The sequence below is a fragment of the Cupriavidus sp. MP-37 genome, from assembly GCF_020618415.1.
Lineage (GTDB): Bacteria > Pseudomonadota > Gammaproteobacteria > Burkholderiales > Burkholderiaceae > Cupriavidus.
Genome location: NZ_CP085345.1, coordinates 995248 through 1016200, shown reverse-complemented (window position 1 = coordinate 1016200; position 20953 = coordinate 995248). Strand labels below are relative to the sequence as shown.

Here is a 20953-nt window from a genome sequence, read left to right as displayed (position 1 = left end):
CCCGACCGACCGGACGCGAGAACCATCATGACCCGCCCCCAATCCCCCGGCCGCCTGGGCCGCTTCGTCGATGCCTGCGCCGGCGTGCTGATGCGCCGGCGCCGCCTGCTGCTGTGGCTGTGCCTGGCCGTGACCGTGGCGCTGGGCTTTTCCGCCACGCGCCTGCGGCTCGATCCCGGCTTCAACAAGATGATCCCGCTGCAGCACCCGTACATGCAGGTGTTCACCAAGTACGCCAGCACCTTCTCCGGTGCCAATACCGTGCTGGTGAGCCTGCGCTGGAAGGGCGACGGCGACATCTACAACGCCGCCTTCATGGACAAGCTGCGCCACGCCACCGATGAAGTGTTCTTCATCCCCGGCGTGGACCGCTCGCGCGTGTTCTCGCTGTTCACGCCCAACGTGCGCTACACCGAGGTCACCGAAGCCGGCTTCCGTGGCGACGTGGTGGTGCCGGGGCGCTTTTCCGGCGCGCCGGACGAGCTCGACAAGGTGCGGCGCAACGTGGCCCGCTCCGGCCAGATCGGCCGCCTGGTCAGCAACGACCTGAAGTCCGCGCTGATCCGCGCGGAGCTGCGCGAGACCGATCCGGCCACCGGCAAGACCATCGACTACGGCTCGGTGGCGCGCCAGCTCGAGAAGATCCGCGCGCAGTTCGGCGGCACCGATGTCGAAGTCAATATCGTCGGCTTCGCCAAGCTGGTGGGCGATGTCGAAGACGGCATCGCCGGTGTGATGGGCTTCTTCGCGCTGGCGTTTGCCGTCACCGCGCTGCTGCTGTGGCTGTACACGCGTTCGCTGCGCATCACCGCGCTGGCGCTGGTGGTGGCGCTGCTGCCGGTGGGCTGGCTGCTGGGACTGCTGCCGCTGCTTGGCTACGGCATCGACCCGATGTCGATCCTGGTGCCGTTCCTGATCTTCTCGATCGGGGTCTCGCACGCGGTGCAGATGACCAATGCGTGGAAGCAGGAAGTGGCGCAGGGGCACGGCGCGCTCGACAGCGCCAGCGCGGCGTTCCGCAAGCTGTTCATCCCCGGCACCGTGGCGCTGCTGACCAATGCGCTGGGCTTCATGGTGATCATGCGCATCGAGATCGATATCGTGCGCGAGCTCGGCATCACCGCCTGCCTGGGCGTGCTGCTGATGATCGTGACCAACAAGGTGTTCCTGCCGATCCTGCTGTCGTACACGCGGCTGGAGCCGTCGGCGCTGGCGCGCGCGTCGCGTGCAGCGCACGCCAATGGCCAGGGGAGCCTGTGGCACAGGTTCGGCGCGCTGGCGCGGCCGGCGCCGGCGCTGGGCGTGTTCGTCGCGGCGCTGGCGCTGCTGGCTTACGGCGCAATCGAATCGCGCGGGCTGAAGATCGGCGATGTCGGCACCGGCGCGCCGGAGCTGCGCGCGGACTCGCGCTATAACCGCGACAGCGCCAGCATCGTCAGCCAGTACAACATCGGTTCGGATGCGCTGACGGTGGTGGTCGAGCCCACCGGCTTCGACGACGGCTGCCTGCACTATCCGGTGATGAGCGCGGTGGAGCGCTTCGAGATGCATATGCGCGGCGTCTCCGGCGTGCAGTCGGTGGTGAGCGTGTCGTCGCTGGCCAAGGTGGTGATCGGCGCGTACAACGAGGGCAACCCGCGCTGGGAGGCGCTGCCGCGCAACAGCGCCGGCCTGAGCCAGGGCGCCAAGGCCTTCGACCCCGACAACGGCATGAATACGCCAAACTGCCAGGCGATCCAGGTGCTGATCTACACCGCCAACCACGAAGGCGCCACCATTGCCCATATCATCCGCGAGATCCGCCGCTTCAATGCCAGCGACAAGACCCCCAACGTGGCCTTCCGCCTCGCCGGCGGCAATATCGGCGTGATGGCGGCGACCAACGAGGCGGTGGAAGAGGCCGAAGTGGCGATGCTGCTGGCGATCTTCGGCGCGATCACGCTGCTGTGCCTGCTGACCTTCCGCTCGTGGCGCGCGGTGCTGTGCATCATCGTGCCGCTGACGCTGGTGTCGGTACTGTGCAATGCGCTGATGGCACGGCTGGGCATCGGGCTGAAGGTGTCGACGCTGCCGGTGATCACGCTCGGCGTGGGCGTCGGCGTGGACTATGGCATCTACCTGTACGAGCGCATCCAGCACCAGATCCGCGAGGAAGGGCAGGCGTTGCCGCAGGCGTTTGCCGAGGCCATGCGCCAGCGCGGCTCGGCGGCGCTGTTCACGGCGCTGACGATGTGCATCGGCGTGGGCACGTGGGCCTTTGCCGCGCTCAAGTTCCAGGCCGACATGGGCATCCTGCTGGCGTTCATGTTCCTGGTGAACCTGTTCGGCGCGGTGTCGCTGCTGCCGGCGCTGGCGGCGTGGCTGGGCGTCGAGCAGGAAGAGCGCGCCCGCGCCGGGCGCCCGGCCACCAGGCCGGCCGGGGCCGCCATCGGCGGCGAGGCGGGGGCGGTGACGCATGGATTGAAGTCCGACACGGCCTGAACTTCGCAACCGGAGAGACTGCATGCCCGAGATCCAGGCCTCACCTGTCGCCGCTGAGCAACCTGCGGCGCGATGCCTACGGCGGCAGCGTGGAGAACCGGACGCGGCCTCGCGCGTGGTGCGGCAGACGGTGCGGATGCCGCTGGCCTATATCGGCGGGGTCAAGTCGCTCGACAACGTGGCGCAGCTGATGGGCGAGGGCTTCGACGCTGTGGCCCTGGCGCGCGCGCTGATCCATGACCCGGCGCTGGTCGCGGGCTGGCGCGCCGGCACGCTGCAGCGTTCGGCCTGCGACAGCTGCAATGGCTGCGTGGCGCGAATCTACGATCCCGCCGGGGTCAGCTGCGTGCATGGCCCCGGTAACGACCCGGCACTGACCCGCATGGTTGCGCTGCAGTAGTCCGATGGGACGATGAGGCCGGCGCCGTACGCCCATATCTTGAAGGTCCCACGGGATTTCAAGGAGACAGACGCCATGAGCGTACAAGGCTACAAGATCGAATCGCGCCCGCCCGAGGCCCGCTACGCGCGCGGCTGGCATTGCCTGGGCCTGGCCGACAGCTACCGCGACGGCATGCCGCACACGCTGGATATCTTCGGGCGGCGCCTGGCGGCGTTTGCCGACTCGACCGGCGCGATTCGCGTGATCGACGGCCACTGTCCGCACATGGGCGCCGACCTCAGCACCGGCACCGTGCAGGGCGACAACCTGGTGTGCCCGTTCCACGGCTGGCAATGGGGCGGCGACGGCGCCTGCAAGTCCATTCCCTACTGCAAGCGGATTCCGCCCAAGGCGCGCATCGGCGCCTGGGAGACCTGCGAGCAGAACCGTCTGCTGTTTATCTGGCATGATCCCGAAGGCCGGCCGGCACCGCCGGAAGTGGCGATCCCGCGCATCGACGCGTGCTTCTCCGAGGAGTGGTCCGACTGGGCCATGGACGAGATGGTGATCCGCACCAACTGCCGCGAGCTGGTCGACAACATCTCCGACATGGCGCACTTCGGCGTGGTCCATGGCGCGCCGGTGGACTACTTCGCCAACCTGTTCGAAGACCACAAGGCCACGCAGCTGATGATCGGGCGCAGCGCCCGGCTCTCCGGCGACTCGCAGCTGACGGCACTGTCGACGTATTTTGGCCCGGCCTACCACATCACCGACATGAGCGGCCGCATGGGCGACCAGGAGATCCATTCGGTGCTGCTGAACTGCCACGTGCCGATCGACCTGAACAGCTTCGTGCTGCGCTACGGCGTGCTGGTGAAGAAGGTGCCCGGGCTGTCCGATGAACAGAACCGGGCCATGGCGCAAGCCTATGTGGACCAGGCCCGCGCCGCGTTCTACGAGGACGTGGCGATCTGGGACAGCAAGATCCGCATCGACAACCCGCTGCTATGCGAAGGGGATGGGCCGATGTACCAGATGCGCGACTGGTACCAGCAGTTCTATACCGATGTGGAGCAGGTGCGGCCGTCCAGCGTGGCGCGGAGGGTGATCGAGATGAACCCGGGCAATATCGAGCCGCCGGTGCTGCGGCATGTGTTCGAGGGGTGAGGCTGGCGGGCTTCTAGCGGGATTGCCTGGCGGGCTCGGCCGGCGACTTGCGTCCTGGCCGAGCGGCAAGCCGTCAGGATTTGTGCGCCTGACTTCGTGGATGCCAGTGGTCGCAATTGCGACGCCCTTCACTTCGTTGACGCACCCGCCCTCACCCCGACCCTCTCCCGCAAGCGGGAGAGGGAGTACGCAAGCGGGAGTTGCATGGCTCGCAGCAATGATGCCGCTGCCGGTTTGGTCCCTCGCCCGCGAGAGGGAGTACACAAGCGTGAGTTGAAAAGCTCGAGGAAATGACGCTGCTGCGGGTTTGCTCCCCTCTCCCGCGTGCGGGAGAGGGGCGGGGGTGAGGGCCAACGCATCGACGAAGTTCGGCCCCCGAATCCGAAATCGAAAAGAACAAAAAAAAGGCGCCCCAAAGGAGCGCCCCATTCCGCCACGATCCAATCAGGTCCCAGACCCCCGCGCCGCGTCTGGCGAAAAGAACGCCTCGTTGAACTCCGGACTGTTGTTCAACTTCGCCATCGGCCCCTCGTTGGTCAGCCGGTCTGCCAGATAGGCACCCGAAATCAGGTCATGGTAGAACACCGTCGCCGCGGAGAAGCGGCGCGCATCGTAGGCGTAGACCAGCGCCTGCAGGTTGGTGCGCCACAGCTGGCCGCGGCCGTCGTAGTTGTCGGCGGCAACCGATTGCCAGGTGTCTTCGTCGAGATACAGCACGCGCTTCGCATACTGGTGGCGGAAGCCCGGTTTCAGCGTGGCCTCCAGGATCCATACCCGATGGAGTTCGTAGCGCATGGCGTCCGGATTGGCGTGCCCGTTGGTCAGCAGGTCCTTGTACTTGACCGCGGAGCTCATCAGCTTGTAGCTGTGGTACGGGACGTAGAACTCCTTCTTGCCGACGATCTTCCAGTTGTAGCGCTCGCCGGAGCCGTTGAAGAGGCGGTCGTCATCCACCGTGCGGAAGCCGCCGGGGCCCTGGGGCTGGTCGAAGCCGAATTCCGGCGCCTGGCGCACGCGCCGGGTGCCCGGGTTGTAGATCCACGTGCGGTTGGTATCCGAGCCTTCCTGGTCCCACACGGCATACCCGACGATCACCTGGCCGCGGTCACGCAGCGGCAGGTCGGTGGCGGTGCGGAAGAAGGTGCGCTCGTTGAGGGGGTTGTTGGGCTCGAACTTGCCGTGGTTGCGCGGTGAGAAGATGCTGTAGGAGACGCGCCCCCAGGCGATCGAGCCGTTCGGATAGACCACGGCCTGGTCGTACTGCGCCTTCTCGGTGCCGATGGCGGCCGAGAAGCGCTGGTTCCACAGCAACTCCATGGCGGTCTTCGGGATCGGGTAGGGGACCTGCGGCCCGGCGTTCTTCAGGCCGTTGCCATCGCTGGTCATGCTGACGGTGGTGGCGTAGGTGCGGATGTCCTTGTAGGCGGCGTCCTCGAAGCGGAAGTCGCGATGGCTGGGGTACACCGGCATCTTGAAGGTGTCGGGGTACTTCTTGAACAGCGCCTTCTGGCCTTCGGTCAGCCGCTCGGCATACTGCGCCATGTTCTGCGCGGTGATGACGAACAGCGGCTTCTCGTCGGCATACGGATCCGGATAGCGGTCGCCGCGCTGGTATTTGACATGGGGCGGCGCACCCAGCCACTTGCCGCTCCACGCCGGTACGTCGCCGTCCTTGCTGGCGGCGCGCTCGGCGCCCATCGGCGTGAGGTTGCCGTCGAGTTGCTTGAGTTCTTCGGGGGTGACCTTGGCCCACGCTGCCGCGGCCAGTGCCATGCTGGTCACCAGCAGGCTGCCGCGCAGCAGTCGGTGTGTAGTGGATGTCATTGCAGTCTCGCTCCTAGGGGAATGGCCGGCGACGTCCGTGCCTGTGGTCACAGGGTAGAGAGGGCGGCGCGAGCGGGAATCGTTGGAACGGACTAGTGGATTTCCCCTAGCGTGGAGTGGGGGAAGAAAAAGGCCGGGCAGGTGTGAACTGACCCCAAAAAGTTGGACAGTGATTGGCTAGGCTTGAGAGGGCTGAGTCCTGTACTTCACGGGACTCAGCCCTTTTAGTTTGAGTTTGATGCGGTCGTGATTGTAGTAGTGAATGTATTGGGCCAGGCCTTGCTGTAGTTTCTCGACGCTGGCGAATTTGTTCAGGTAGAAGAATTCGGACTTCAGGGTGCCGAAGAAGCTTTCCATGGCGGCGTTGTCCAGACAATTGCCCTTGCGCGACATGCTGGGACGGACGCTGCGCTTTTTGAGCATTCGCTGATAGGCCGGCATCTGATACTGCCAGCCCTGATCGGAATGCAGTACGGGTCGATCCTTCGGGCCGAGGCGGCGGAACGCCTTCTTCAGCATATTCCTCACCATCTCAAAGGCGGGCCTGCGGGCAGTCTCGTAGGCGATGATCTCGCCGTTGTACAGGTCCAGCACCGGGGAAAGGTAGAGCTTCTCGCCGGCCACGTTGAACTCGGTCACGTCGGTTACCCACTTCCGATTCGCGCGTTTGGCGTGGAATCGCCGTTGCAGAACGTTGGGCGCGACACGACCCACCATGCCCTTGTAGGATCGGTATTTCTTCGGCCGGACCAACGACTTCAATCCCATCTCGTGCATGAGCCGCTGAACCGTCTTGTGGTTGACGACCGTACCGGTTTGCCGGATCGCCGCTGTGATGCGGCGGTAGCCATAACGACCCATGTGTCGGGCGAAGAGTTCGCGAATGCGCGTTTTCAGCTCCGCATACTTGTCCTGCGCCTGGAGCACTGCCTGCTGGTAGTAGAAGGTGCTGCGCGCCAGCCCCGCCACCCTCAGCAAACCGGACAATGGGTACTGCTGCCTCAGCTCAAGCACTATTTGCGCCTTTTGGGTTGCGCAGATGTCTTGCTCGCTTGAACCAAGGCTTCGAGCTTTTTTAGGTACGCGTTCTCCATGCGCAGGTAGTTCAACTCTTCAAGGAGTTCCTCGCGTGTGCGCGTACGGTCGTCTGAAGACCGCGATGGCTTTGTCTTGGGAGTCCGTTGTGGCATCTTGCTGGGCCGCCGCCCCTTAGGCCGAGGCGTCAGAGCTTCTAAACCCCCAGCATCATACTGGCGTTCCCACACACCAATGGCGCCGATATTGCGAATGTCGTACAGTGCCGCCACTTCCCGATGCGACAAGCCTTGGCGGCGCATCCGCTCAAGCACCGAGAGCTTGAACTCGGCGCTGTAGGTCTTGTACCTGCGCCTCAGGCTGGCTTCACCGTGCAGCCGATAGGCTGCCACCCAGCGTCGCACCGTCCCGTCGTCTATTCCATGGCGCTTGGCAAGCGCACCAGCTCCTACCTGCCCGCGCAGATATTCCTTGATGACCGACAGTCTGAACTGCTCGGTGTACCTATACATGAAAACACCCCAAAAGTTGGTGTCCAACTTTTGGGGTGCAGTTCAGTGCCCGGCTTTCGGAGTGCCTGACAGTTGGGTTGCTCCCCTCTCCCGCTTGCGGGAGAGGGGCCGGGGGTGAGGGTGGACGGTGGCAATAGCGACAGCCTGCACTTCGTATGACGCTCCAGCCCTCACCCCAACCCTCTCCCGCAAGCGGGAGAGGGAGCACGCAATCGGGAGTTGGAAGGTTCGATGCCAATGACGCCGCAGCGGTTCAGGCTTCCATCACTTCGCCGAAGCGCTGCAGATGGTAGTCGCTGTCGCCCAGCAGCTGGTCGAGCATGGTCAGGCGCTTGAAGTAGTCACCCACCGACAGCTCGTCGGTCATGCCCATGCCGCCGTGCAGCTGCACCGCTTGCTGGCCGACGAAGCGGCCGGCGCGGGCCACCGTCACCTTGGCGGCGGACAGCATGCGCCGGCGCGCGGCGGGATCCGTTTCATCCAGCGCCTGCGCGGCGACGTAGGCCATCGACAGCGCCAGCTCCTTCTGCACCAGCATGTCGGCCATGCGGTGCTGCAGCGCCTGGAAGCTGGCCAGCGGCTTGCCGAACTGCTGGCGCGTGCCGAGGTATTCGCCGGTGATCTGGATCAGCTTTTCCATTGCGCCCGCGCCCTCGGCGCACAGCGCGGCGATGCCGTGCTCCAGGCCGACGCCGAGCGCCGCCAGGCCGTCGGCGGGCTGGCCCACCAGCGCGCTGGCCGGCACGGTGACGTTCTGCAGCGACAGGTCGGCGGCGCGCAGGCCGTCGATGGTCGGGTAGGCGGTCACCGTCAGGCCCTTGCTGTCGCGCGGCACCAGGAACAGCGCGATCTCGTTGCTGCCCGATACGCGCGCGGTCAGCAGGTAGGCGTCGGCGGCGGCGCCGTGCCAGACCACGCTCTTGGTGCCGCTGATCACGTAGCCGTCGCCGCTGCGCTCGGCGCTGGCGCGGGCCGATTCCGGGCGGTAGCGCGTGGTCGGCTCCAGGTAGGCCAGCGTGACGATGCGCTCGCCCGACGCGATCGCCGGCAGCCATTCCTGCTTTTGCGTGTCGCTGCCGTGGGCCGACAGGATCGCGGCGGCCATCACGCCGCTGGGCGTGACCGGCTCCAGCACCAGGCCGCGGCCCAGCTCGCGCTGCACCACCAGCTGGCTGGCGGGGCCTTCGCCGAAGCCGCCGAAGTCGGCCGGCACGGTCAGGCCCAGCACGCCCATCTCGGCCAGCTTGCTCCACACGCCGCGGTCCAGGCTTTCGCCCTGGCGCGCGCTCTTGCGGCGGGCCTCGAAGGTGTATTCGGTATCGATGAAGCGGCGCAGGCTGTCCGCCAGCATCTGTTGCTCTTCGCTGTAGGTGAAGTCCATGTCAGCTATCCCTTCAGAAACCCAGGATCATCTTGGAGATGATGTTCTTCTGCACTTCGGTCGCGCCGCCGTAGATCGAGGTCTTGCGCATGTCGTAGTAGGTGGAGGCGGCCGGTGCGGCCCACGCGGGGCCCGATACCGGCTGCGTCGCGCCGGGCTCGAGCCAGTCCGGCGAGTACGGCCACGCGTTGGGGCCGGCCACTTCCATCATCAGCATGGCGAGGTCCTGCTGCACCTCCGAGCCGCGGATCTTGACGATCGACGCTTCCGGCCCCGGCGTGCCGGCGGCCTGCGTGGCGACGCGCAGCAGCAGCATTTCCAGCGCCATGATGTCCATCTCGACGCGGGCGATCTTGTCGCGCATGCGCACGTCTTCGATCAGCGGGCGGCCGGCGCCGTCGGTGGTCTGGGCGGCGTAGTGCTTGAGCTGGCGCAGCTCGCGGTGGCAATGGCCGATGCCGGCGATGCCGGTGCGCTCATGGCCGAGCAGGTACTTGGCGTAGGTCCAGGCGCGGTTCTCTTCGCCGACCAGGTTCTCGACCGGCACTTCCACGTCTTCGAACCAGGTCTCGTTGACGTCGTGGCCGCCGTCGAGCGTGGTGATCGGACGCACCGTCACGCCGGGCGACTTCATGTCGATCAGCAGCATCGAAATGCCTTCCTGCGCCTTGGCCTCGGGATCGGTGCGCACCAGGCAGAAGATCCAGTCGGCAAAGTGGGCCATCGTGGTCCAGGTCTTCTGGCCGTTGACGATGTACTTGTCGCCCTTGCGCACCGCGCGGGTCTTCAGCGAGGCCAGGTCGGAGCCCGAGCCCGGCTCGGAATAGCCCTGGCACCAGAAGTCTTCCACGCCCGGGATGCGCGGCAGGAAACGCTGCTGCATCGCGGGGCTGGCGTACTTCATCAGCACCGGGCCGATCATGGTCAGCCCGAACGGCAGCAGCCGCGGCGCGCCGGCGCGGAAGGTCTCGATCTCGAAGATCAGCCGCTGCAGCGCGGTCCAGCCGGTGCCGCCCCATTGCTTCGGCCAGGTGGGGGCGCCCCAGCCCTGCGCCTGCAGGATGCGGTGCCAGCGGACGTAGTCGTCCTTCTCCACGCGCTGGTGGTTGAGCACCTTGTTGCGGATGTCTTCCGGCAGCCTGGCCTGCACGAAAGCGCGGACTTCCTCGCGGAAGGCCTGTTCCTCGGCGGTGAAACGCAAATCCATCTGAATGTCCCCTGTGGTACGCGGGCTTCGCGGCGCAGGCGCGCAAACCGGTAGTGCCGCGTGGTTGTGCAGCGCGCCATGGCGAAAACCCTTGCTGTGCCGGCCGATTGTATGGGCGGCCCGTGATTCGTTGCTTTATCAATACTAAAGGCGTCCTTCGCGGAGGCGGAACCACATGCGCGTCAGCGCCCGTCATGGCGCGCGCCGGACGGACCCTGGCCGGGACGAACACGACCTTAGTGAATTCCAAATGGCTGAGGCGCGGGGCTTGCCGCAAACTGATGCAGCCAGTTTCATGTGGCCGGGTGCATTCCGCCGCATATCCGACTCAGCCTGCATTCGAGAGATCCACCAGCACCATGTCTTCCTTCCGCCCCCGATTCATCCACGAGATCCCCGCCCATTGGGCCACGCAGACACCGCAGGCGCCATGCCTGTACGAGAACGGTGCCGTCATCAGCTATGGCGAGTTGTGGCGCCGCATCGAAGCCGCCCGTGACTGGCTGGCGGCGCAGGGTGTGGGCGAGGGCGACCGCGTCATGGTGGTCGGCGAGAACTGCAACGAGATGGTGGTGACGCTGTTCGCCTGCAGCCGGCTGCACGCGTGGCCGATCAACGTCAACGCGCGCCTGTCCGCGCGCGAGATCGACAATATCCGCGACCACGCGCGGCCGGCGCTGGTGCTGTTCACCGGCCATGTTTCCGACGTTGCCGCGGCGCATGGCGAGCGTCTGGGCGCACAAGCCACCGGCTGCGCGGTCTATCACGACGGCATGCGCGTCGCGCGGGCGCACAGCGCGCCGCAGCGCGAGCCCGCCGAACTGGCCCGCCGCGTCGCCACGCTGATCTATACCTCCGGCACCACCGGGGCTCCCAAGGGCGTGATGGTGCCGCACGCCGGGCTGACGCAGTTCGCGCGCATCTCGGCCACCTCGCGCGACATGGGCCCGGCCGACGTGGCCTACGGCGCGCTGCCGATGTCGCATATCTTCGGCATCGCCACGGTGCTGATGGCCACGCTGTACGCCGGCGCCGGCCTGTTCCTGCGCCCACGCTTCGACGCCAATGAAGTGTTCGAGGCCCTGGCCGCGCCCGGCGTCACCATCCTGCAGGGCGTGCCGACCATGTTCACGCGCATCATGGCGGTGGCGCCCGCGCTGGGCGTGAAGCCCGGCGCCTATCCGCGCCTGCGCTACCTCTACACTGGCGGCGCGCCGCTCGATCCCACGCTCAAGCGCGACGTCGAAACGCTGTTCGGCCAGCCGCTGCACCACGGCTACGGCATTACCGAATACGCCGGCTCGCTCTTCATCACGCGCATGGACGCGCCGCGCGCCGATTGCTCGGCCGGCTATATCGTCGAAGGCGTGCAGATCGCCATCACCGATGCCGAAGGCAAGCCGCTGCCCGCGGGCGAACGCGGCCAGATCCGCGTGCGCGGCCCGGGCGTGATGCTGGGCTACTACCGCAATCCCGAACAGACCGCCGAGGCGCTGCTGCCCGGCGGCTGGCTCAATACCGGCGACCTCGGCTATCTCGACGCCGACGGCGCGCTGTTCATATCGGGCCGCTCCAAGGACCTGATCATCCGTTCCGGCTTCAACGTGTATCCGATCGAAGTGGAGTCGGTGATCAATGCCTTTGCCGGCGTGCGCCAGTCCGCGGTGGTGGGGCGCACCACGGGCGACGGCAACGAAGAGGTAGTGGCCTTTATCGAACTGCAGGAAGGCGCCGAGCTTGACCGCAAGGCGCTGGACACCTACCTGCGCGAGAGCCTGGCCCCGTACAAGCGGCCCGCCGAAGTCCGCACCGTCGACGTGATTCCGACCACGGCGAGCGGCAAGCTGCTCAAGCAGCCGCTGCGCGCCATGCTCGACTAAAGCCCCCGGGGCACGGGGCCCCGGGCACTACAGCCATCCCTGGAGGAGAACATAAATGAAAACATGGAAGACGCTGGCCGCGCTGACTGCCACGCTGCTGCTGCAAGGCGCGGCCTGGGCCGCCGACGCTTATCCGTCGCGCCCGGTCAAGCTGCTGGTGGGCTACGCGCCCGGCGGCCCGGTCGACACCGCCGCGCGCATCTACGCCGAGCAGCTCGGCCGCGTGCTGAAGCAGCCGGTGGTGGTGGACAACCGCGCCGGCGCCAGCGGCGCCATCGCCGCCGACATGACCGCTAAGGCGGCGCCGGACGGCTACACGCTGTACTTCGTCGCCAGCCCCACCATGACCATGACGCCGTTGATCCAGCACTCGGTCAACTTCAATCCGGTCAAGGACTTCACCTACATCGGGCTGATCACCGACTACACCAACGTGCTGCTGGTGAACAAGGATTTCCCGGCGAAGAACGTGGGCGAGCTGGTCGCTTACGCGCGCAAGAATCCTGAAGGCGTGTCGTTCGGCTCGGCGGGCGTGGGGGCGTCGAACCACCTGTCGGCGGAACTGCTGGCGCAGATGAACAACGTGAAGATGCTGCACGTGCCGTACAAGGGCAATGCGCCGGCGATGGCCGACGTGATGAGCGGCAAGGTCACCTTCATGTTCGATATCACCGGCACGGCCATCGGCCATATCAACGGCGGCAAGGTGCGCGCGCTGGCGGTCACCTCCAAGACGCGCAACCCGGCATTGCCGAACGTGCCGACCATGATCGAGTCGGGGCAGAAGGACTATGACCTGACCGGCTGGTATGCGCTGGTGGGACCGCAGAAGCTGCCGGCCGATGTGGTCGACAGGCTGGTCAAGGCGCAGAAGGCGGTGGGGGAGGATGCTGCTTTCCGGCAGCGGATGAGTGCTGGGGGGTATGACGTGAATATCAGTACGCCGAAGGCGCTGGGGGACAGGATTCAGCGGGAGCTGGCGTTGTGGGGTGGGGTGGTGAAGAAGGCGGGGATTCAGGCGGATTGAATGCTTGTGGATGTTGCGGAAGGGCCGGCGAAAACGCCGGCTTTTTTGTTTTCGGAGAGGTGCATGGAACCTGCGCAAAATGGTGCAATTCGCCACCGCGTTTCCGCAAGAGCCAATTGTCGCGACGCTGTCACGACAATTGAGCTGGTCGCATTTCGTAGCGCTGCTGCCGCTGAAAGCGGTGGCAAAAGCGATAGCCTTCGCTTCGTTGATACTCCCGCCCTCACCCCAACCCTCTCCCGCAAGCGGGAGAGGGAGTGCGCACGCGGGAGTTTGAAAGCCGGAGGCAAATGAAACGGCTGAGAGATTGCTTGCCGCTGCCGGTTTGCTCCCCTCTCCCGCTTGCGGGAGAGGGGCGGGGGTGAGGGCCGGCGCATCCACGAAGCCACGCGTCGAAATTATCCACGCGCCTTCCGGGACTCGCCAGCCATCGAGGCAACGCCTGTCAACCATGACGCGTGCCTTCGCCAAAGCGCGGCTTGTCCCACCTCAGAACTTTGGCAACTTCTGCGATTGACCTGACGTATCCATCCTTCACAATCTGCTCCTTGATTGTGAACGACGGGGTTCTCTAGACTGGCCTGGCTCCTGATCAACAGGAGTCGGGTGTGAGAACCCGGTTCACGATACAGCGGACTGGCGCGCAAGCGGCAATTTTCAAGTCCGTTACGCTTGTGTGCGCCTTCACTTTACGGCGGGCCGGGCGGGGCTAGCTTCGGCTGGGCCGGCTGTATCGTCCGGTTTTCTCACCCCCGTTGTCTGGCCCGCCACCTCAGGTGAGAATGAGCGGCGGGCCTCCACATCTACGATACGGAGGTCAGCAATGTATCAGTCCAACATCGAATCCGACGCCTTTATCCCGCCTCGACTTGATGATTCCCTCTCCCGGTTTAGTCCCGAAACCCGCCGTGCAGCGCGCAAGGACGCGCTGCCTGTTCCCCGGCAACTCTTGTTGTTGAATCTGTTAGACCAGGCCGATGCGGTTGCGCGAGGGACTGCATGCGTGCTGACGTTGGTGACCCACAGCGAATGCGATGCACAGGAAGAGGGAGGCGTAGCCTTGCAGGGGGCTACGTTGGATGCCTTGCGAGGGCTGTGCCGAGCTTCTCTTGGATTGCTGGCCGACAGGGTAGAAGACGTCTCGGAGGGAATTGAGGACGCGATGGTCGAGTAACCCATCGTGGGCGGTCGCTGTTCATTGAGGTGGCAGGCGCCACTGGTGTCGATTGTGGGCACCGCTGGACTTGGCCGACCGATTGTTCGCTCCCTCTCCCGCGTGCGGGAGAGGGTTGGGGTGAGGGCGGGCGTGTCTGACGAAGTATGGCCTGCAGTATGCCACCGCCTTCCCTCACCCCCTGCCCCTCTCCCGCAAGCGGGCGAGGGGAGCAAACCGGCGAAGCGGATAAGGCTTCAGGCCATTAACTTTCCACCTCCGCCCACCCCTGCATCGCCTGCCCGCCAGCATCATCCCCCGTCCACAGCACCAGCCGCCCCGGCTGCTCAGGATCGGCCGCGCCACCAACGATGATGGTGTCCTGATCAAACAGCGGCGCCAGCCCCCGAAACCCAAAGCGCTTCACGCGCGCCTGGGGCTGCTCACGCGCCACCAGGTCCAGCATCAGCATAGCCTGCATCGGCCCATGCACCACCAGCCCGGGATAGCCCTCTACATCGCGGGTATAGCTGCGGTCATAGTGAATGCGGTGGCCGTTGAAGGTCAGTGCCGAATAGCGGAACAGCATGACGGGGTCCGCCTGCAGCGTGCGCTGCCATTGCGCTGTGTGTTCCAGGCGCGGGCGCGGCGGCTGCGGCTTGGACGGGTCCGGCATGGCGCGGTAGACGATGTCGTGGCGCTCGTTGACGGCGGTCTTGCCGTTGACGGTCAGTTCATGGTCGACGGCGACGAACCACAGTTCGCCGCTGCGGCCGGTCTTGTACTGCACGTCGGCGATGGTGGAGGTACGCGTGACGGTGTCGCCGATATGCAGCGGATGGCTGAAGCTGAGCTCGCTGCCGGCCCACATGCGGCGCGGCAGCGGCACCGGGGGCATGAAGCCACCGAGCGTGGGGTGGCCGTCGCGGCCCAGTTCGTGTTGCGGGGCGCGCGGCAGGAAGTAGAGCCAGTGCCACAGCGGCGGCAGCGGGCCCGCGGCGATGGCTTCGGGATCGAGGTCGAAGGTGGCGGCGAGGCCGGCGACCGGTTCCGGCGACAGCGTTTCGGTGCGCGATTCGCTGCGGCCGATCCAACCGCGCAGGCGTTCGAGTTCGGAGGTGGCGTCAGTCATGGCATTGAGCCTTGTCATGCGTAAGGGTTGTCGATTGGCGGCCTATTGCGCCAGCGCCAGCAGGCGCTTGGCCTGCTCGATCACGGGCCGGTCGACCATCTTGCCGTCGACCTGCACGGCATGGCTGCCGCTGGCGGTAGCGTCGAGCACGCGCCGGGCCCAGTCCAGCTGTTCTGCGCTGGGCAGGAAGCCGGCGCGCACCGCGCCCAGCTGCGCCGGATGGATGCACAGCTTGCCGGCAAAGCCGAGTTCGCGCGCGTAGGCGACGTCGCTGGCGAGCACGGCTTCGTCCTTGAGCGCGGTGGTGACGCCGTCGACCGGCGGCGGCAGCCCGGCCACGCGCGAGGCCAGCACGATGCGCGCGCGCGCGAACGCCAGCGCATCGCGGCTATGGCTGCAGCCCAGGTCGACGGCATAGTCGAGCGAGCCGAACGCCAGCCGCGCCACGCCGCCGGCCGATGCCACGGCATCGACCTGGTGCAGGCCGAGTGCGGTCTCGATGATGGCGACCAGCTCGCCTTGCGGATTGATCGCCCGCAGGGCCTGCGCGATGGTATTCAGCGCGGCGGCATCCTCGGCCTTGGGCACCAGCAGCCCGGCCAGCGCCGTGCCGGCAGGCATGGCGCGCAGCCAGGCCAGGTCCGCGGCAAAGGCGGGCGAGGCGCTGTCGTTGATGCGCACGAAGGCCTTGGCGCCGGGCTTGGCGGTCAGCCATGCGGCGATGGCCTCGCGCGCTGCGGGCTTGGCGTCCGGATGGACCGCATCCTCGAGGTCGAGGATCATCACGTCAGGGCCGGCGGCAGCGGCCTTGTCGAAGCGTTCGGGCCGGTCGCCCGGCACGAACAGGTAGGTCACAGCGGTGGACATGGCGACTCCTCAGCGCGCGGCCGGCAGCCAGTCGTTGACGTTGGGCGCCTGCTCCAGCGACCACACGCGCGCGATGATGGCGCGCATCTCGGCCTCGCTCGCGCCCTGGCGGAACGCGCCCAGCTGCAGCGCCTTGGCCTCCAGTTCCGGGCGCGACAGGGTGTTGTCGGGATCGCCCTTGGGCACGTCGACGCGCGCGGCCAGCGTGCGGCCGTCGGTGGTCCTGGCGGTCACGCGGCCGATCCACTGGCGCGGGTAGGCGGCATTGATCTCGGCGTCCAGTTCCATCTCGACTTTGCCACGGAACGCGGCCACCCCGGGGTCCTGCAGCGCATGCTGCTCGAACTCGCCCAGGCCGGCGTGGCCATGCACGGCCACCAGCCCAAGCACCGTGCCCATCGAGAACTTGGCCTGGTGGATGGTGGCGGGATTGACCACGGGGCCGAGCACGTCGATGGCGCCCTGGTGCACGTGCGTGGTGACGCTGGCGATCTGGTCGGCGGCAACGCCTTCGCGCTGCATCAGCGCCTTCAGCGCATCGGCGGCGGGGTGCGTGTGGCGGCACGAGGCGAAGAACTTGAACGAGGTCTCGGCGGTGGCCCAGCGCGTGCCCAGGCCATCGGTCAGGCAGGCGGGGTTGGCATCGCTCGACATGCCGGCGGCCATGCCCTGGGCGCCCTCGAGGATCTGCTTCGCGCCGGTAAAGCCGGCGCGCGCCAGCCACGCCGACTGCAGGCCGTCGGCGGCCGCCTTGGCGGTGTGCAGCTGCTTGGAGTCGGCGGCGTCGCGCAGGAATTCCCACAGGCCGGCGGCCTGCGTGCCGGCCGAGCCCAGCGCCTGGTTGATGCCTTCGGCATCGAGGCCGAACAACTTGGCCACGGCCGCGGCGGCGGCCAGCGTGCCGACGGTGCCGGTGGTGTGGAACACGCGGTAGTGCGAGCGGCCCATGAACTCGCCGATGCGGATGCCGGCTTCATAGCCCGCGATCGAGGCCAGCAGTACCTCGGCGCCGGTCTTGCCCTCGGCCTGCGCGGCGGCGACCACGGCGGGGAACACCACCGCGGCCGGATGCAGCACCGAGCCGTTGTGCACGTCGTCCTGCTCGACCACGTGCGACGAAGCGCCGTTGATCAGCGCGGCAAAGTAGGGCGAGGTGCGGCGGCGGTCGACCAGCACTTCGGCGCCGCCGTCGGACGGGCCCATGGCCGCGGCGAATTCCTGCAGCTTGCGCACGGCCGGGGCGTCCTTGCCGGCGATGGCCGAGGCGATCCAATCGAGAAACAGGTCCTTGGTGCGCTCGATCACGGGCGCGGGCACGTCGGACAGCTTGAGGTTGGCCAGGAATTCGCAAAGCTGGCGGGTCGGGTAAGTGGTGTCTGCGGCTTGGCTCATGCCGGCTCCGGAGAGTGAACAGTGCTTGCGGAAAGAGAAAAGCGCCCGGTGTGCGCGGACGCTGGTATCGGATTCAGATGGTGCGCTTGGCCGCCAGGGCGTCGATGTCGCCCGCGCCGTAGCCCAGTTCGGCCAGGATGCTGCGGCTGTGCGCGCCCAGCGCCGGCACGTCGCCCATGACGGGTTCCACGCCCGACAAGTTGGCCGGCGGCAGCAGCGCGCCGATCGGGCCGTTCGGCGTGTTGACTTCGCGCCAGCGCTGGCGCGCCTGCAGTTGCGGATGGTTCCAGACGGCGTCGATGTCGTTCATCGGCGCATTGGCGATCTGCGCCTGGTCCAGCAGCGCCTCGGCCTGCGCCACCGTCAGCGAGGCGAAGCGGGCTTCGATCAGCGCGGTCAGTTCGGCGCGGTGGCGCACGCGCGCGGTATTGCTGGCATAGCGCTCGTCCTGCGCCAGCGCGCGGTCGCCGAGCACGATCTCGCAGAAATTGGCGAACTCGCGTTCGTTCTGCACGCTGAAGATCACGCTGCCATTGCTGGTGCGATGCACGCCATACGGGGCGATGGTCGGGTGCGAGGCGCCCACGCGCGCCGGCGTGGTGCCGCCGTAGTGGCCGAAATAGAGCACCTGGTTCATCCACTCCGCCATGGCTTCGAACATGGTCACCTGCACGCGCAGGCCCTTGCCGGTGCGGCCGCGCTGCAGCAGCGCCGACAGGATCCCGCTGTAGGCGTACATGCCGGCCGAGATATCGGCGATCGACACGCCGGCACGCGAGGGCTCGTTGGGGCCGCCGGTCAGGCCCACCAGGCCGGCGGCGGCCTGGATCAGCAGGTCGTAGGCCTTCTTGTCGCGATAGGGGCCCGAATCGCCGTAGCCGGAGATGTCGCAGACGATCAGCTTCTCGTACTTGCCGTGCAGGGTGTCGAAATCCAGCCCCATGCGGGCGGCGGCGCCGGGGGCCAGGTTCTGCACCAGCACGTCGGCGTCGGCCAGCAGGCGGTGCAGGATGGCCTGCGCTTCGCTGTCCTTCAGGTCCAGGGCCAGGCTTTCCTTGCCCCGGTTGAGCCAGACGAAGTAAGAGGCCTGGCCGTGCACGGACTGGTCATAGCCGCGCGCGAAGTCGCCCACGCCGGGACGCTCGACCTTGATCACGCGCGCGCCCAGGTCGGCCAGCTGGCGCGTGGCGAAGGGCGCGGCCACGGCGTGCTCGAGCGAGACCACGCGGATGCCGTCGAGCGGGCGGATGCCTTGGGAGGAGTGGGACATGTAGGGTTCTCAGAACGAACGCGGCAACTCGAGCACGTGCTCGGCCACGTAGGACAGGATCAGGTTGGTCGAGATCGGCGCCACCTGGTACAGGCGGGTCTCGCGGAACTTGCGCTCGATGTCGTATTCGGCGGCGAAGCCAAAGCCGCCATGCGTCTGCAGGCACACGTTGGCGGCTTCCCACGAGGCATCGGCGGCCAGCAGCTTGGCGATATTGGCTTCCTTGCCGCACGGCCTGCCGGCGTCGAACAGCCGTGCCGCCTTGTAGCGCATCAGGCTGGCGGCCTCGACGTTGACGTACGCGCGCGCGATCGGGAATTGCACGGCCTGGTTCTGGCCGATCGGGCGGTCGAACACGATGCGGTCGCGCGCGTAGTTGCTGGCGCGCTCGACAAACCAGTAGCCGTCGCCGATGCACTCGGCGGCGATCAGGATGCGCTCGGCGTTGAGGCCGTCGAGGATGTACGTCAGGCCCTGGCCTTCCTCGCCGATCAGGTTTGCGGCGGGGACTTCCAGGTTGTCGAAGAACAGCTCGTTGGTCTCGTGGTTGACCATGTTGCGGATCGGCTTGACCGTCAGGCCCTTGCCGATGGCATCGCGCAGGTCGACCACGAACACCGACAGGCCCTCGGACTTGCGCTTGACCTGGTCCAGCGGCGTGGTGCGCGCCAGCAGCAGCATCAGGTCCGAGTGCTGCACGCGCGAAATCCATACCTTCTGGCCATTGACGAGGTACTTGTCGCCGTGGCGCACCGCGGTGGTCTTCAGCTTGGTGGTGTCGGTGCCGGTGCTGGGCTCGGTCACGGCCATCGACTGCATGCGCAGCTCGCCCGAGGCGATGGCCGGCAGCCAGCGCTGTTTCTGTGCTTCGGAGCCGTGGCGCAGCAGGCAGCCCATCACGTACATCTGCCCGTGGCAGGCGCCGGAATTGCCGCCGCTGCGGTTGATTTCTTCCATGATGACCGACGCCGCGGTCAGCGATAGCCCCGAGCCGCCATAGGCTTCAGGAATCAGCGCCGACAGCCAGCCCGCCTGCGTCAGCGCCTGGACAAAGCGCTCGGGAAAGGCTTCCTGCTCTTCCACCCGTTGCCAGTACGCCGAATCGAAACCCGCGCACAGGCTGCGCACCGCCTCGCGGATTTCGGGGTACAGCTGGTCGGGATCCTGGTCTGCGTGCATGGTCGCCGGGTCGATTGGAACTGGAGGCCATTATTCCCGAGCCCCCTGCACGCTGAAATTCGGATTTGCGAAAGAGCGGCTTAGGGGCGGCTTAGGTGGGCAGCAAGCGTCGCAGCGGGGCGCTGCCACCATGCAAGACGCCCGGCGAACCGGGCGTGCAGGGGTGGCGCGCGGGGCGCCGGTGGAGAGTGGGCCGGTGCCATGGCACCGCCTGCCGTCAGTGGACGAAGAGCCAGATCAGGACCAGGACAAAGGCCGGAACACCAAGTAGCCAGGCGAGGATATAGGGCATGGTGCAACTCCATGGAGGACTGTGGTTGGTGATTCCAATATAGAAATGCCGCGCCGGCGGGACTGTCGGGTAGCTTCCGCTTGCCGTGTAGGACGCCGCCGCACAGGCCCCGCACACTCCGGCCGGCCCGTGGATGTGCCGCGCAAGTCTTGCCGTAGCCCAGGTGTGCCGTGCTACGCTCAGGCCTGCATCCAAGTCCCCGGAGGTTGGCGATGGAGTCTGTCTGGACCGAGATCTTCCGCACCTTTCGCGCCGAATTTGCCGATGTGCCGGACGCGGCCGAGGCTACCCGCATCCTGGTGCGGCTGTGCATGGCGGTGCTGCTCGGCGGCCTGATCGGCTATGAGCGCGAGTCTTCCGGCAAGGCGGCGGGGCTGCGCACCCATATGCTGGTGGCGCTGGGCTCGGCGCTGTTCGTGCTGGTGCCGCTGCAGGCCGGCGTGCCGCTGGCCGATATGAGCCGCGTGCTCCAAGGGCTGATCGCCGGCATCGGCTTCCTGGGCGCCGGCGCCATCCTCAAGCAGAACGACGAAGCCCATATCAAGGGGCTGACCACCGCGGCCAGCATCTGGATGGTGGCGGCCATCGGCGTGGCGGCGGGGCTCGGGCGCGACACCACGGCGGTGATCGCCACGGTATTCACGCTGGTCATCCTGCAGATCCTGCAACGCTGGAAGTAGCGTCGCCGCACCACGGACCGGTGCGCCGGTCTGTGCCCTTGCGCGCCGAACCACCACTCTCCGACGGCTTTCCCGCGCCGAATGCGCGC

The 20953-nt window shown here is 66.8% G+C and carries 15 protein-coding genes and 2 pseudogenes; 8 read left to right on the top strand and 9 right to left on the bottom strand.

Features of this window, described 5'->3' with window-relative positions:
- Positions 1-27 precede the first annotated feature (27 nt).
- The 3 genes and pseudogenes from LIN44_RS21095 (at position 28) to LIN44_RS21085 (ending at position 4033) form a co-directional block, all read left to right on the top strand.
- Positions 28-2481: an RND family transporter gene (locus LIN44_RS21095; protein ID WP_227316183.1), complete on the top strand. Its 2454-nt coding sequence runs from the start codon at positions 28-30 to the stop codon at positions 2479-2481.
- 106 nt (positions 2482-2587) lie between these two features.
- Positions 2588-2881, top strand: a pseudogene (locus tag LIN44_RS21090) (NADH:flavin oxidoreductase); the annotation flags it as partial.
- 75 nt (positions 2882-2956) lie between these two features.
- The gene (locus LIN44_RS21085; protein ID WP_227316181.1) at positions 2957-4033 is read left to right on the top strand and encodes a Rieske 2Fe-2S domain-containing protein; all 1077 of its coding nucleotides are present in this window, start codon (positions 2957-2959) and stop codon (positions 4031-4033) included.
- A gap of 444 nt (positions 4034-4477) precedes the next feature.
- Here LIN44_RS21085 and LIN44_RS21080 read toward each other — a convergent pair whose 3' ends face one another.
- The 4 genes from LIN44_RS21080 to LIN44_RS21065 form a co-directional block, all read right to left on the bottom strand.
- On the bottom strand, positions 4478-5857 hold the full coding sequence (locus tag LIN44_RS21080) for a DUF1329 domain-containing protein (protein ID WP_227316180.1): 1380 nt from the start codon (positions 5855-5857) through the stop codon (positions 4478-4480).
- Between the two features lie 177 nt (positions 5858-6034).
- Positions 6035-7404 (bottom strand): IS3 family transposase gene (locus LIN44_RS21075; protein ID WP_227314337.1). Its coding sequence is split into 2 segments (ribosomal slippage): positions 6035-6921 and positions 6921-7404, totalling 1371 coding nucleotides; the frame shifts between segments, so codons are not numbered across the junction.
- 253 nt (positions 7405-7657) lie between these two features.
- On the bottom strand, positions 7658-8785 hold the full coding sequence (locus LIN44_RS21070; protein WP_227316179.1) for an acyl-CoA dehydrogenase family protein: 1128 nt from the start codon (positions 8783-8785) through the stop codon (positions 7658-7660).
- A 13-nt stretch (positions 8786-8798) separates the two neighbouring features.
- A complete protein-coding gene (locus LIN44_RS21065; protein ID WP_227316178.1) occupies positions 8799-9992 on the bottom strand; it encodes an acyl-CoA dehydrogenase family protein in 1194 nt (397 codons plus the stop codon).
- A gap of 359 nt (positions 9993-10351) precedes the next feature.
- On the opposite strand from LIN44_RS21065, the gene LIN44_RS21060 reads away from it, so the two are divergent.
- The 4 genes and pseudogenes from LIN44_RS21060 (at position 10352) to LIN44_RS21045 (ending at position 14073) form a co-directional block, all read left to right on the top strand.
- On the top strand, positions 10352-11872 hold the full coding sequence (locus LIN44_RS21060; protein ID WP_227316177.1) for a class I adenylate-forming enzyme family protein: 1521 nt from the start codon (positions 10352-10354) through the stop codon (positions 11870-11872).
- Between the two features lie 55 nt (positions 11873-11927).
- Positions 11928-12899: a tripartite tricarboxylate transporter substrate binding protein gene (locus LIN44_RS21055; RefSeq protein ID WP_227316176.1), complete on the top strand. Its 972-nt coding sequence runs from the start codon at positions 11928-11930 to the stop codon at positions 12897-12899.
- A gap of 67 nt (positions 12900-12966) precedes the next feature.
- A pseudogene (locus LIN44_RS21050) lies at positions 12967-13077 on the top strand (DUF1016 N-terminal domain-containing protein); the annotation flags it as partial.
- A gap of 645 nt (positions 13078-13722) precedes the next feature.
- A complete protein-coding gene (locus tag LIN44_RS21045) occupies positions 13723-14073 on the top strand; it encodes a hypothetical protein (protein WP_227316175.1) in 351 nt (116 codons plus the stop codon).
- A gap of 244 nt (positions 14074-14317) precedes the next feature.
- On the opposite strand, the gene LIN44_RS21040 is transcribed toward LIN44_RS21045, so the two are convergent.
- The 5 genes from LIN44_RS21040 to LIN44_RS21020 form a co-directional block, all read right to left on the bottom strand.
- Positions 14318-15184, bottom strand: coding sequence for a MaoC family dehydratase N-terminal domain-containing protein (locus tag LIN44_RS21040; protein ID WP_227316174.1), 867 nt, complete (start codon positions 15182-15184; stop codon positions 14318-14320).
- 42 nt (positions 15185-15226) lie between these two features.
- A complete protein-coding gene (locus LIN44_RS21035; protein WP_227316173.1) occupies positions 15227-16051 on the bottom strand; it encodes a CoA ester lyase in 825 nt (274 codons plus the stop codon).
- Between the two features lie 9 nt (positions 16052-16060).
- Positions 16061-17443, bottom strand: coding sequence for an MmgE/PrpD family protein (locus tag LIN44_RS21030; RefSeq protein WP_227316172.1), 1383 nt, complete (start codon positions 17441-17443; stop codon positions 16061-16063).
- A gap of 73 nt (positions 17444-17516) precedes the next feature.
- Positions 17517-18713: a CaiB/BaiF CoA-transferase family protein gene (locus LIN44_RS21025; protein WP_227316171.1), complete on the bottom strand. Its 1197-nt coding sequence runs from the start codon at positions 18711-18713 to the stop codon at positions 17517-17519.
- Between the two features lie 9 nt (positions 18714-18722).
- Entirely contained in the window at positions 18723-19892 is a 1170-nt protein-coding gene (locus LIN44_RS21020) for an acyl-CoA dehydrogenase family protein (RefSeq protein ID WP_227316170.1), read from the bottom strand.
- Between the two features lie 504 nt (positions 19893-20396).
- On the opposite strand from LIN44_RS21020, the gene LIN44_RS21015 reads away from it, so the two are divergent.
- A complete protein-coding gene (locus LIN44_RS21015) occupies positions 20397-20864 on the top strand; it encodes an MgtC/SapB family protein (RefSeq protein WP_018009026.1) in 468 nt (155 codons plus the stop codon).
- Positions 20865-20953 lie beyond the last annotated feature (89 nt).